Origin of the sequence: Gabonibacter chumensis (genome assembly GCF_024741215.1) — a bacterium.
GTDB classification, from domain to species: domain Bacteria; phylum Bacteroidota; class Bacteroidia; order Bacteroidales; family Marinifilaceae; genus Gabonibacter; species Gabonibacter massiliensis.
Genome location: NZ_JANSKB010000003.1, coordinates 369,506 through 383,682, shown reverse-complemented (window position 1 = coordinate 383,682; position 14,177 = coordinate 369,506). Strand labels below are relative to the sequence as shown.

The 14,177-nt window shown below is 40.4% G+C and carries 10 protein-coding genes; 9 read left to right on the top strand and 1 reads right to left on the bottom strand.

Annotated features, from left to right (window positions below; translation table 11 throughout):
• Positions 1-111: 111 nt before the first annotated feature.
• Positions 112-2,127 (top strand): protein-disulfide reductase DsbD family protein, encoded by a 2,016-nt coding sequence (locus tag NVS78_RS11065; RefSeq protein ID WP_286359229.1) that lies wholly within the window; start codon positions 112-114, stop codon positions 2,125-2,127.
• A gap of 377 nt (positions 2,128-2,504) precedes the next feature.
• On the opposite strand, the gene NVS78_RS11060 is transcribed toward NVS78_RS11065, so the two are convergent.
• Entirely contained in the window at positions 2,505-5,321 is a 2,817-nt protein-coding gene (locus NVS78_RS11060) for a M16 family metallopeptidase (RefSeq protein ID WP_286359228.1), read from the bottom strand.
• A 233-nt stretch (positions 5,322-5,554) separates the two neighbouring features.
• On the opposite strand from NVS78_RS11060, the gene NVS78_RS11055 reads away from it, so the two are divergent.
• From NVS78_RS11055 to NVS78_RS11020, 8 genes are all read left to right on the top strand, one after another.
• A complete protein-coding gene (locus tag NVS78_RS11055; RefSeq protein WP_286359227.1) occupies positions 5,555-6,835 on the top strand; it encodes a mechanosensitive ion channel family protein in 1,281 nt (426 codons plus the stop codon).
• Positions 6,836-6,893: 58 nt separating this feature from the next.
• Positions 6,894-7,754 carry a M23 family metallopeptidase gene (locus NVS78_RS11050; protein WP_041502610.1) on the top strand — a complete coding sequence of 287 codons (861 nt, stop codon included), beginning with the start codon at positions 6,894-6,896 and terminating at the stop codon, positions 7,752-7,754.
• Positions 7,755-7,806: 52 nt separating this feature from the next.
• Positions 7,807-8,958, top strand: a complete 1,152-nt coding sequence (locus NVS78_RS11045; protein ID WP_289623371.1) for a 1-deoxy-D-xylulose-5-phosphate reductoisomerase — start codon at positions 7,807-7,809, stop codon at positions 8,956-8,958.
• Positions 8,959-9,037: 79 nt separating this feature from the next.
• Positions 9,038-10,372 (top strand): RIP metalloprotease RseP, encoded by a 1,335-nt coding sequence (gene rseP / locus NVS78_RS11040; protein WP_286359225.1) that lies wholly within the window; start codon positions 9,038-9,040, stop codon positions 10,370-10,372.
• An 11-nt stretch (positions 10,373-10,383) separates the two neighbouring features.
• A complete protein-coding gene (locus NVS78_RS11035; RefSeq protein WP_286359224.1) occupies positions 10,384-10,752 on the top strand; it encodes a carboxymuconolactone decarboxylase family protein in 369 nt (122 codons plus the stop codon).
• 26 nt (positions 10,753-10,778) lie between these two features.
• Positions 10,779-11,795 carry an endonuclease/exonuclease/phosphatase family protein gene (locus NVS78_RS11030; protein ID WP_286359223.1) on the top strand — a complete coding sequence of 339 codons (1,017 nt, stop codon included), beginning with the start codon at positions 10,779-10,781 and terminating at the stop codon, positions 11,793-11,795.
• Positions 11,796-11,931: 136 nt separating this feature from the next.
• A complete protein-coding gene (locus NVS78_RS11025; RefSeq protein ID WP_286359222.1) occupies positions 11,932-12,855 on the top strand; it encodes a magnesium transporter CorA family protein in 924 nt (307 codons plus the stop codon).
• Positions 12,856-13,039: 184 nt separating this feature from the next.
• A complete protein-coding gene (locus NVS78_RS11020; RefSeq protein WP_286359221.1) occupies positions 13,040-14,128 on the top strand; it encodes an efflux RND transporter periplasmic adaptor subunit in 1,089 nt (362 codons plus the stop codon).
• Positions 14,129-14,177 lie beyond the last annotated feature (49 nt).

Below are 14,177 nucleotides of genomic sequence, written 5' to 3'. Positions count from 1 at the left end.
TTTGACCCGCATGTTGTATGATAAGTGAATTTTTGCTAAGTTTGCAAGGTTCACTTATTTTATTTGTGATCGAAACATATGAAAATGGATGTTTTATATAAATGGATGTTTATGAAAAAAGGACTATTGGCACTATTTTTTGCTCTATGTGTAGGAAATATAGCGGCTTTTGCCCAAATGACCGAAGACCCTACTTCCTGGTCTTTCTCTAAAGAGAAAACCGGAGAAAATGAGTATAATTTAATTTTAGAGGCCACTTTGCAGCCGGGTTGGTCTATCTATTCCATGTATACTCCGGCTGGAGGTCCCATGCCGGTGTCCCTGACTGTTGATGGGGTTGGAAAAGGCATTGAATTGGCGGGGGATGCGGTTGAAAGAGAACCGAAAAAGAAATATAGCGATATTTTTAAGGTAGACGAATGGTATTTCACGGATAGTTATCGGTTGGTTCAAAAAATTAGAATAACAGATCCTGCCATAAAGGAGGTAAAGGGAACGATCGAGTATCAGACTTGTCGGGATGGAGCTTGCGTACCGGGGGAGAAGGAGTTTTCTATTCAGTTGGAGGAAAAGAAGGCTACAAGTACTGCCAGTACTCCATTAACGACTGATCCGACAAAGGATGATTCTTTGTGGTTGTTTTTTTGGCTGGCTTTCGTCGGTGGTTTAGCTGCTGTGGTTATGCCTTGTGTCTTTCCGATGATTCCGATGACGGTCTCTTTCTTTATGCATGGGGATTCCAATAAAGCGAAAGCGAAGGCAAAAGCGTTGTTTTTTGCCCTGTCGATTGTTGCGATTTATACGGCATTGGGGTTGATTATTTCAATCTTTTTGGGACCTGACTTTATTAATTGGTTGAGTACGAATTGGATTCCCAATATCTTTTTCTTTATTATTTTTATGATTTTCGCCGCTTCTTTCTTTGGGGCTTTCGAGATCGTATTGCCCTCTTGGTTGGTAAATAAATCCGATAAACAGGCGGATAAGGGCGGATATATCGGCGCTTTCTTTATGGCCTTTACCCTGGTATTGGTATCCTTCTCCTGTACGGCTCCCATTGTCGGTACCGTTTTAGTGGAAGCCGCGAGAGGCTCGATCCTCCGTCCTATTATCGGGATGTTGGGTTTCTCGATAGCGGTTGCCTTACCTTTCGGTTTTTTCGCTTTTTTCCCGTCGAAATTGAGTAATTTACCCAAATCCGGCGGTTGGCTGAATTCGGTAAAAGTGGTGTTAGGATTTATAGAGGTTGCTTTGGGATTCAAATTTTTGATGGTAGCCGACCAGGTTTACCATTGGGGATTATTGGATCGGGAAGTTTATATCGCGATTTGGATAACCATATTTACCTTGCAGGGACTCTATCTTATGGGTAAAATTAAATTCGCTCACGATAGCGATTTACCTTATGTCGGGGTGCCTCGTCTCGCTTTTATTATCTTGACGTTTTCTTTTGTAGTCTATCTAATTCCGGGTATGTTCGGTGCTCCTTTAAAGGCTTTAGCCGGTTATTTGCCTCCTCAGGAGAGTATAGATTTCGATATCAACCGGATTGTCAGGGAGAATGCGAAAGAGATAATGAAGAGTGGGTGCAAGGTCGGGAATACTGCTGATGTTTCAACAGAAAGTATAAAATATTCGGACTTTTTGCGTTTACCTCATGGATTGGATGGGTATTTTGATTACGATCAGGCATTAAAAGCCGCTCGAAATCAGAATAAACCTTTGTTTATTGATTTTACGGGACACGGTTGTGTGAATTGTCGGGAGATGGAACAAAGTGTATGGTCGGATCCGAGGGTTTTAGAGATGTTGAAGAACGATTATGTGGTGGTTGCCTTGTATGTGGATGATAAGGCGAAGTTACCCGAAGAGGAATGGTATATTTCCGAATACGACGGAAAAAAGAAAAAGACGTTGGGGAAAAAGAATGCGGATTTCCAGATAAAGAAATTCGATTCTAATGCTCAGCCGAACTACATATTGTTGGACAGCCGGGGAGGAAACGATACGGATTTAAAACCTCATATCCTTGCTCCCCCGCGGGGACATAATTTGGATCGGGATGCTTTTGTCGCTTTCCTGAAAAAAGGCTTGGATGAGTATAAAGCCCGGCAAACGGAAAAGTAGACGATATCCCCTCCAAAGATGCTCTTTGGAGGGTTTTTTTATGAATTGTCGTGTCGGAAGTAAAGGGAATAAAATCCGAGGTTATTGAATATTCGCTATCTTTGTTCCCATAATGATATATCACCGTAGGATCGATGGAAACTAATCCTGAACTGGAATTGGCGTATGGCTTTCTGGAAAACACGGGCGTGAACGTATTTCTTACCGGAAAAGCCGGTACCGGCAAGACGACTTTTGTCCATTCCGGGCATAGGGAAAAAGCTCATCGAACGCTATGGGGCCGTTTTATTGGACTTAGTCGATCAATATCGTTTTCAAGGAGATAAAAAATAGCGTTAAGATTTTACTTAACGCTATTTTTTATCTGTAAGAATCTTTTATTCTTGAGCCTTGGGTACGAACATGAGGTCTACCACGTCAGCGCCTTTAAACAATTTTTTGGCGAAGTTCTGGATATCTTTCGGTTTTACACTACCGACGATTTTATCGAAATTCTTCGGATCGTTGATATCGATACCGGAGATGAAGTAGGTTGTCAATGCGTTTAACCAATAAGAATTATGTTCTTTACCTTGTTCGCGGTTTTTCTTCATTGTCGTAACCACTTTATCCAATTCTTCCTGAGTGGGTCCTTCTTTCATTAATTTGTCGATTTCCACGTAAAGAAGTGATTTTAAATGTTCTGCTTTATCCGGATCGCAATCGAAGCTCATAGTCATGCTGTAGCTTTGATAAGGCTCTCTGGAAGAACCGGCGTTTACGCCCACGCCATAGGTTCCTCCTTCTTTTTCACGGATATTTTCAGTATAGCGAAGATCTAAAATACCTTTCAGGATATTGTTATAGATGTTGTTTGCAACGCTATATTTCATCTCTTTGGAGTGGTGGGTAATCACCGTCGTTTTCGGTGTTGTCAAGGCTATTTCGATTACTTTTTCCGTTTTGCCTTTCGGACCTCTTACCTTGTTATCTCTCCAAGTCTCTTTTCTGTTATAAGATTTAATGGAACCGATGTATTTTTCAGCCATCGTTTTTGCGATCTCCGCATCGATGTTACCCACGATGAAGAAAATGAAATCGCTGGCATCTTTGATACGGTCGCGGTAGATCTCTTCAATTTGTTCGATACTTACTCTGTCGAAGAACTCTTTGTTGACAAGTAAAGTTCTCGGATTGTAATTGCTCGTAATCAAATCTATTGAATCCTGCATTATTTTTTGCGGGTTCTTTTGCATATTGGCGATAGCCGCGTATTGTCTTTGCATAAGGGTATTGTGTACCTCTTTGTCGAAACGGGGTTTTTCAAAGCGCAGATAAATCAATTGCATCAGCGTTTCGAAGTCTTTTGGAATAGAGCTACCTCCGACTGATTCGGAAAGGCTTCCAATGCTTACTTTTGAGCCGGCTCGTTTTCCCGTGAGCAGCTTGCCTAAGGTAATATTGTCATAATCTCCCAGACCGTACGCTCCTACTAAATCGGCCGTAACTTGTGCGGAAGCTAATTTATCCAAGTCATATAAAGAGGTTCCTCCCTTACTATAAGAAGTGACTACAACCTGATCTTTTTCATAATCGGCTTTGCGATAAACTACTTTCGCTCCGTTAGCTAAAGTCCACTCTTCTGCATCGAATTGCGGAAGTTTTTTAACGGAAACGATTTTGGATCCCGGTAACTCTTCGTTAATCAAAGAGGATTCTGCCGTTTGGTCTTTATACGGTTCGATATCGGATTGGTCTACTTTATCCATAACGGCTAAAGCTTCTTCTTTTGTGATATGAGTAACTCCTTCAGACGGTCCTTGTACTACGATAACCATGTTTTGAGGCTTGATGTATTCCTGGGCAAGGGCGGAAATCTCCTCTGCGGTAATGGTAGGAATAATCGTTTTCATGAAATTGTAGTAGTAGTCGAAATCTACCATAGGTTCACCTTCCAAGAAGTTTTGTTTGATTTCTTCTATATAGGATTCAGAAGAAATTTTGTCCTTTTGTTTAAGGGCGGATTCCAAGCTTACCAACGTGTTGGTTTTTACTCTTTCCAACTCGCTTTCTGTAAAGCCGAATCTTTTTACTCTTTCATTTTCACGATAGATGGCTTCCAAAGCTAAGGCTTCTTCATTGGGTTTGGCTGTTGCAGACATGATATAGATACCCGTTCCTCTGACCATTCCGCTAAAACCGCTACTACCGTTGATGAAAGGAGGATTCCCTTTTTGCAGTAATTCACGGATCCGTTGGCTCAACATAGCATTGTAGAAAGATTTCAACAATTCATTTCTCATGTATTGGTGATTTTTTTCTTCTTTGGGAGAGGTCGGAAATTTAATGTAAACGGCTACGGAAGATTGGGTAACTTCTTTATCGGTAGCGCATACATAACGAATATCCTCGTGTGTGGGGACCGTGTATACCTCTCTAACAGCTGCATTTTTTACCGGCGGAATTTGAGAGAAAAGTTCGATGATTTTTTTCTCCATTTGATCCACGTCGAAATCTCCGACGACAGCGATGGCTTGTAAGTCGGGTCTGTACCATTTATGATAATAATCCCGTAACGTTTGGTATTTGAAATTTTTGATGATATCTAAATTTCCGATCACATCTCTTTCTGCGTATTTGGAACCTTCCAACAGAACGGGCATAATCTGAGCTCTGATGCGGAAACTGGGGGTTCTCCTGGTTCTCCACTCTTCGGTAATCACACCTCTTTCGCCATCGATTTCATCTCCTTCCAAAATAAGGTAGTGGGACCAGTCGTGTAATACCAACAGACAAGTATCCATTAAGCCTTCATTGGTGGTCGGAACATCACTGATGTTGTAAACCGTTTCATCTTGAGCCGTATAGGCATTGATGTTACGTCCAAACTCAACACCGTGTTTTTCCAACATATTTACGATCCCTTTTCTGCCGGGGAAGTGTTTGGTTCCGTTGAATGCCATGTGTTCCAGAAAGTGGGCCAAACCATCCTGATCATCATTTTCCAAGATCGCCCCCACGTTTTGGATGATATAAAAGCTTGCTCTCTCTTTGGGTTCTGCGTTATGACGCACGTAATAAGTTAAGCCATTGGCTAATTTCCCTGTTCTGACCTGTGGGTCTAAGGGAAGCGGTGCTTTCATATCATATTGTGCGAATAAGTTTGCACTGATTAGTGATATGATGGCACACACGATTAAAAGTCTTTTTACCATACGAGTTTTTTTAATGTTTTAATGTTTGTGTTTGCAAATATAGTAAACACTGCTTCAATTGATATGAAAAGTTAACGGTTTAACGTTAATTTAGGGGGTAATTGTAAAAATAGGGAAAAATGAACCTGTTTTTCTTTATATGGTAAGATTTCTTGTTAATTATTTTTAATGTTCAACTCTGGTTTTGCCAAAAAATAAGGGGATTATGTGACATTTCTTTGGAATTTCCGTATATGAAGAAAAATAGATCGGAAAAAAATATGGAATTAAAAATGGATTGGCATCGTTGGTTTTCCTGGCTTGATTTGGGAATTACGGATCCGGAGACAGCTCCTACGCTTGAAATCGTTATTCAGTTAATCGTTATCGTGATTATTGCGTGGCTTTTAACTTTTATTGCCCGGAAATGGATCGTTAAACTGGTCGCCCAAATGGTTCGTCGTACGAAAACGAAATGGGACGATATATTATTGCAAGAACGTTTTTTTGAAAAATTGTTTAATTTGATTCCGCCTATTTTTATCGATTTCGCCATCCGGTTTGTATACGGGGATTGGGAAAAAATCGATACTTTCCATCATTTGATTGTTGTCTGGATATTGATTGTGACGGGATTTATCATGATAACCGCAATGGATGCGGCCAATAAAATTTATGAATCTTATCCGATAGCCAGAGACCGTCCGATTAAGGTATTTATACAGGTGGCCAAGATCTTTGTTTTCTCTGCCATTTTTATTACAATTATCAGTATTTTCATCGGAGAATCTCCCCGTAATCTCTTGGTCGGATTGGGTGCTTTTGCCGCGGTACTTATGTTAATTTTCAAAGACTCCATTTTAGGGTTTGTAGCCGGGGTGCAATTATTGGCAAATCAGATGATAAGGATCGGGGATTGGATCGTGATGCCCAGTAATAATGCCGACGGAACGGTGTTGGAAATCAATCTCTATACCGTGAAAGTGCAAAACTGGGATATGACGATAACAACCATACCGACTTACCAAATGGTTTCGGCTTCTTTTACCAATTGGCGGGGAATGCAGGAGTCTGACGGTCGGCGGATTATGAGATGGGTTAATATTGATATGCATTCTGTCCATTTTTTATCGGATGATGAGATTGCTGTCTTGAGAAAATCCGAGTTTTTGAAAGGATATATAGAGAGCATTTTACCTGAAATAGATAAAGCAAATGAGGGAAAGGAGGATATACTTGACGAAAGGCGTTTAACGAATTTAGGAGTGTTTCGACATTATGCCGTATTGCGTTTGAAAGCTAATCCGGATATTAATTTAAACATGACCTATATGGTACGTCAGCTTCAGCCGACTCCGACGGGAATTCCTTTGGAGATTTATTGTTTTTCCAAGAATCAGGAATGGGTTGCTTACGAGAAGATACAATCCGATATTTTCGACCATTTGTTGGCTGTGATTCCCTATTTTAATTTGCAAGTATTCCAGTATCCGAATCGAATTTTGGTAAATGAACCGGGTGAAATGAAAAGTTAGGTTGACAAGCTGGTATAATTAGATTTTTGTACTATTTTTGGAGGCTAAAAATAGTCGAATGAAGCGTAAAAAGAATTTCTGGAATAAGCTAAAAAATAGATATAAGCTAACCATCTTCAACGAATCTACTTACGAAGAGGTTATGCATTTCCGTTTGTCCCCATTGCATGTGTTCATGGCATTGAGTACGTTAGCGGTGGTTTTGATTACGTTGACGATCATATTGATTGCTTTTACTAATTTGCGGGAATTTATTCCGGGATATCCGGATCGGGCCATGAGGCGTCAGATTACATTGAATGCTTTACGAGTTGACTCGTTGATGGTCGAGTTAAATAAAAAAGATCAATTTTTTCAATCCATCCGCATGGTTATGACGGGGGAGGACGGAGATACCACAGCCAGGGTTACAACGTCTGTAGAGAAGATTAATCATGATACCATTGTCATGGGAACTACCCCCGAAGAGAATGGTTTTAGAGAGATGATAGAGGAGAAAGAACGTTTTAATCTTTCGTTGGGACAAATCTCTTCTTCTCCAGATGATTTTTATCATTTCTTCCCGCCGTTGCAAGGAATTGTGACCAATCACTTTGATGAGGCGAAGCGTCATTTCGGTATCGATCTGGTAACGAAACAGAATACCAATGTCGCGAGTGTGTTGGACGGAGTGGTCGTTTTTGCGGATTGGACGGTGGAAACGGGTTTTGTCCTGGCTATTCAACACAGTAGTAATTTGATCTCCATTTATAAACATAATTCCGTTCTATTGAAGAGACAGGGTGATTTTGTTCGGGCCGGAGAAGTTATTTCGATTGTCGGGAACACGGGAGAAGAGACAACGGGTTTGCATTTGCATTTGGAGTTGTGGAAGGCTGGAAAGCCGATTAATCCGGAGAATTATATTAAGTTTAAATAGTTAAAAGAGAACGTTCGGGATAGAGTTTGTTTCCGACGTATGATAGATAATGATGAAAAATATTGCAGTATTAGGTTCGACAGGTTCAATTGGGACTCAGACGTTGCAGGTGATAGGGGCAAATCCCGAACGTTTTCGTGTTGAGGTGCTGACTGCCAATAATCAGGTCGAGTTGTTAGCTCAACAAGCCGTTCGTTTTAAACCGAATATGGTAGTTATTGCTAACGAGGAGAAATACGGACAATTAAAGGAGTTATTGGCGGATGAAGATATAAAAGTATACGCGGGGAGCGAGGCGATAGCGCAGGTCGTGGAGAGTTCCACTATCGATGTCATTGTTACGGCTATGGTGGGTTACAGCGGTTTATTGCCTACGATCCGGGCGATAAAAGCAGGCAAAACGATAGCATTGGCCAATAAAGAGACGTTAGTTGTTGCCGGCGATTTGATCCATGACCTGGTAACGGAATATAAGGTAGCCCTATTACCCGTAGATTCGGAGCATTCTGCTATATTTCAATGTTTAACGGGCGAAATGAATAATCCTGTTGAGAAAATTTTGTTAACGGCTTCCGGGGGTCCGTTTCGGGGTAAGGATTATGAATTTTTGAAGCAGGTCACTCCGGAGCAAGCTTTGAGGCATCCGAATTGGAAGATGGGGGCTAAAGTGACGATCGACTCCGCTTCCATGATGAATAAAGGATTTGAAGCTATCGAGGCCAAGTGGTTATTTGGTCTGAAATCTTCCCAAATAGAAGTGTTGGTTCATCCGCAATCGATCGTACATTCGATGGTTCAATTTACGGACGGATGTATCAAAGCCCAATTGGGAGTGCCTGATATGCGTTTGCCTATTCAATATGCCCTAACCTATCCTGACAGGGTCGTTTCTTCATTTGAACGTGTCGATTTTAGCCGGTATTCCAATTTGACATTTGAGAAACCGGATCCGATCACCTTTCGTAATTTGGGATTGGCTTTCGAGGCCATGGAAAAAGGGGGAAACATCCCTTGTATATTGAATGCGGCGAATGAGATTGCGGTCGATGCCTTTTTGAAAGAGAAAGTCTCGTTTACTCGTATGCCCGAAATCATAGAAGAGACTATCTCCAGGGTTTGTTTTATACAGAAACCCGATTTGCAGGATTATATAGAAACGGATAGGGAAGGACGTAAAATAGCTATGGATATTATTGAAAAATAGAGTTATACGGAGGATTTGTCGGGAAAATGTAGGAAATTAGACAGATGAAATTATTGAAGCTAAAATTTAAAATTGAGATATGGAGATAGTTGTAAAGGTAGTACAGTTTATATTGAGTCTTTCCATTTTAGTCTTGTTACATGAATTCGGACATTTTACGATGGCGAAGATCTTTAAGACCAGAGTCGAAAAATTTTATATCTTTTTTAATCCGTGGTTTTCGCTGTTTAAATTTAAGAAGGGAGATACTGAATACGGAATGGGGTGGTTGCCTTTAGGCGGATATGTGAAAATTTCCGGGATGATAGATGAATCCATGGATATTGCCCAGATGAAAGAACCCCCTAAGCCTTATGAATTTAGGGCTAAACCGGCATGGCAGCGTTTGTTGATTATGCTGGGTGGAGTTTTGGTTAATTTTATTTTGGCCTTCTTTATTTATATCATGATTTTATTCGCTTGGGGAGAGAAATATTTGCCGGCAGAGAATGTGAAATACGGGGTTGTTTGTGATAGCTTGTTCACGAATGTGGGAGTGCAAACCGGCGATATCGTTATCTCCTTGGATAATCAGAAATTAGAACGTTTTTCCGATATTATTCCGACCATCTTATTGGAGAGTCCCCAAACGATGCAGGTGCTTCGAAACGGACAATTAGTGAATATTGATTTGCCTTCATCGTTAGTGAAAAATTTACTGACATACTCCTCCAAGGGATTCGCGCATAAAATGCTGATAGAACCCCGTTATCCTTATTCGGGGGAGATTGTTGGTTTTGCTAAAGAATCTCCTGCAAAAAACGCGGGTATTACAGAGAGTGACCGTTTTTTGAAATTAAATGGAGAAACGTTTGCTTATTACGACGAATATACGAAAATCATTCGTTCACATAAAAATGACACCTTACAGGCAGAAATTTTAAGGGGTGCGGATACATTAACCGTGGCTATACCTGTGGGAGCCGACGGGATAATAGGAGTTGGAGTTAAAATAGATCCGGTTTTTGATTATGCCGTGAAATATTACTCTTTTTTTGAAGCTATTCCGGCGGGCATCCATATGGGGATCGATCAAATCAGTTCCTATTTGAAGCAGTTTAAATTGTTTAAAAATCCGGAGGCGTTGAAATCCGTAGGAGGCTTCTTATCTATCGGTAATATATTCCCGGGATATTGGGATTGGCAAGCTTTTTGGAGCTTAACGGCTTTATTATCTATTATTTTAGGGGTGATGAACTTATTGCCGATTCCGGCATTGGACGGTGGCCACGTGGTGTTCTTGTTATATGAGGTTATTACTCGGAGGAAACCGAACGAGAAATTTTTGGAGAACGCACAAATAGCAGGAATGATTTTTTTATTGTTACTGCTTGTATTGGCCAATACGAATGATATACTTAAGTTATTTCATTAAGACATGTTTTTATGGGTAAAACGGTTGAGCAGTTCAGGGAATACAGGGCAAAAATGAACGAAAAGATTTTAGCCGCCGACAACAAAGTGATTAAACGGATTTATAATCTGGATACGAATACTTATAGGGATGGGGCTCTTTCTGCCACGGTGAAAGAGATGTTGGGTTTGGCCACTTCTATGGTATTACGTTGTGATGATTGTATTAAATATCATCTGGAGCGTTGTCATGAATTAAAGGTGACCACGGAACAACTGTTCGAGATTTTTGCCGTGGCGGATCTTGTCGGAGGTACTATTGTTATTCCTCATATGAGACGTGCGCTTGAATATTGGGAAGAATTGGAAGAATACGCTTCCGAGGACCCCGAGGAAAGGTAGATATTTTTCGATTAAAACGATAAAAGATGCGTAAAGTATTGGCAGGAACCTTGATATTGCTGTTCGTTTTTAAAACGGGTTACGGACAGGTAAAAAAAGAACGTTATCGGATTGTATTTTATAATGTTGAAAATTTGTTTGACGTTAAGGATGACCCCAATACATCAGATGATGATTTTACTCCCCAAGGAAAACAACATTGGGGAAAGGAGCGTTACAATTCAAAGGTACGGCATATTTCGGAGGTTTTGAGTGCGACAGGAGAGGGGGAATTGCCTGTTTTTATCGGGTTGGCGGAGGTAGAAAATCGGGAAGTGCTGGAAGATTTGATTGGTAAAACGGTTCTGGCTGATGGCGAGTATGGTATTGTACATGCGGATTCTCCTGATCCGAGGGGGATAGATGTGGCTTTTTTATATCGTAAGCCGTATTGTCAATTGTTGAAAGCCTGTTTTTTCCCGGTATTTTTGGAGGGAGAAGGTCACACGAGAGATGTTTTGTACTGTAAAGGAGTGGTTGGACAAATAGATACGCTTCATTTTTTTGTAGCTCATTTCCCTTCGATGAGAGGGGGGGAGAGTCAGAGCGAATGGAAACGTGTTCGTGCCGCTAAGGTCATTCGTCAACGAGTAGATTCCATTCAGGCCGAAAATCCGAGAGCCGCGATCGTAATAATGGGAGATCTTAACGGTAAGGCCAATACTTTTGCCCAGAAAGCTATGGAAACGAAAAATTCCGATAGCCGTAAAATAAAGGATAAAGGATTGTATAATACCGGATATTATTTGTTGAGGGAGAATTACGGGAGTTATCGGTACAAGGGAGTATGGCAGACCATCGATCATTTGATTCTGTCCGGAGTTTTACTCAATGGCAAGTTCCCTTTGCAATCTTCTCGTCATTTGACTGTGGGAACATTCCGTTTTTTGTTTGAAGAAGATAAAAAATATTACGGGATAAAGCCGAAACCTACCTATAGGGGTCCCTATTACGTGGGTGGATATAGCGATCATTTACCGATTTATATCGATTTGAAAAAATAAATTTTTATATTCAATTCTTTCGTTTATTTTTGCAGTGTAAAAATTCATAAATAAGATATGGACGATTATCATCAACAGTATTAATCAGGATGGGGGTTCCGTTAACCTCTGTTCATAAATTGAAGGAGGATTAACTATGAGAACATTCCTAATGGGTAATGTTGGGTTCGAAGAAAAGGAAGAGTGGGAACCTAAGTGTTGGATTAATGTTGTTTCACCGACGGAAGAAGACATTCGTTTTCTTACCGATAAAATGGGGGTTCCCCAGTCATTTTTCGGAGATATAGAAGATATCGATGAGCGTTCTCGTTTGGAGATAGAAGATGAGTGGATACTCATGATTTTACGTATTCCGTATAAAGTGGACGAAAGCATTCCTTTTATTACAGTTCCTTTGGGTTTTATTATAAAAGATGATGTCATTATTACGGTGTGTCATTATAAAACGGAGATGATACCTGATTTTATTCATTATGCCGACCGTAAGGGTGTTGAGGTAAAACAGCCTTGGGATTTGGTATTTCGTTTGTTTTTATCTTCTTCCGTTTGGTATTTGAAATACCTGAAACAAATAAACAATCAAATGCATGCGGCTGAGATCGAGTTGGAAAAATCAATTCGTAACGAAGAGTTACAACGCTTGTTAAAAATTGAGAAATCATTGGTCTTTTTTATAACTTCTTTAAGAGGAAACGATAACCTGTTGATCAAAGTAAAAAATTTAAGAAGCCAGCGTAAGTATTTTGATGAAGATTTGGTTGAGGATGTTGAAATCGAGCAGCGGCAGGCACAGGATTCAGCCCGTATATATAGTGATATTCTGAGCGGTACGATGGATGCGTATGCTTCCGTTATCTCTAATAATTTGAATATCGTAATGAAACGATTGACTTCTATTTCTATTATTTTAATGCTTCCGACGTTAATAGCCAGTTTATACGGTATGAATGTACCTAATTCTCTGGAGAATAACCCGTATGGTTTTTTGATCGTGCTTGTCGTGTCTCTCCTGTTTTCGGCGATCGGATTTATTGTATTTAAATGGAGGAATTGGTTTTGATACGGGAGAGTTAAAATATAAAAGGGGGTTTCTTGTTAAATCCCTTTTATATTTTAACATACTCTTAACGGATTGTAAATAAACTTTTGGCCATTTTTAATGTCCATAAAATGAATCAAGGAATGGTGTAGGATGTGTGAAAGCGGAGAAACTATATACATGCAGACATAATGGAAAACTAAATATGAATAAAAGGGTAAAAAGAGTTTTGCAGATAGGAATACCGGTTGTAATTGTAGTCCTTATTTTAGTTCCTCGTTTAAATGATTCTTTCAGTAAACGGCAAAAAAGTGGACAGGGCCGACGGGGAGTGTCACAGGGTATTTTGCCTGTAAGCGGATGTGTCGCCGGATTGTCAATGTCTAATAATGGAATCATGGCTAACGGGATTTTATTACCTAACGAGGAGGTTGAATTGGTTTCTGAAACGGCCGGAAAAGTAGACAAAATTTATTTTAATGACGGGGAGCATGTAAAGAAGGGAAAACTTCTTTTAAAAGTGGATGATTCGGATTTGAAGGCTCAGTTGGGGCGTGCCGAATTTGAAAAGAAGTTATTGGAAGACAAGCTGGAACGTCAACGTATATTACTGGAACGGGAATCTGTCAGTTATGAATCGTTTCAACAGATGGAAACCGAATACAATATGCTTTTGGCCGATATCGAGTTGTTGAAAGTAAAAATTGCCAGAACGGAGATCCGTGCTCCTTTTGACGGAAAGATGGGATTTCGTTACGTGAGTGAAGGGAGTTATGTGCAGCCGAGTACAAGGGTTTCCAGTCTGGTGGATAATTCTGTATTGAAAATCGAATTTTCAATTCCTGAAAAGTATATAAATGTTCCTTTAATCGGGAAAAAGATTAAGTTTAGGACCGAAGGGGTAGAAAAAGATATTGTAGCGGAGATATATGCTGTCGATCCTCAGGCTGATATCCAGACTCATATGATTACCCTGAGAGCTCGCTATCGGAATACGGCGAATTTGGTGGCTGGAATGTTTGTAAAAGGGGAATTGATGACGGAAAGCAATCGGACCTTTATGATGATTCCCAGTGAGGCCGTTGTTCCGGAGATGAATGGAAAACGCCTGTGGGTGGTGAAAGAAGGAAAGGCCCAGAGTGTACCGGTGGAAACGGAGAGTCGGGATTCCCGTTATGTAGAGGTTATTTCCGGTATTCAACCCGGAGATACGGTACTTACGGGCGGACTGATGCAATTACAGGATGGTATGCGAGTAAGTGTTTCTCTTGCGAGAGAGACAAGTGGGGAATAAGATGGGGGATAGCAATTTATATCTGGTGATGGAATTTTGATATTATTAG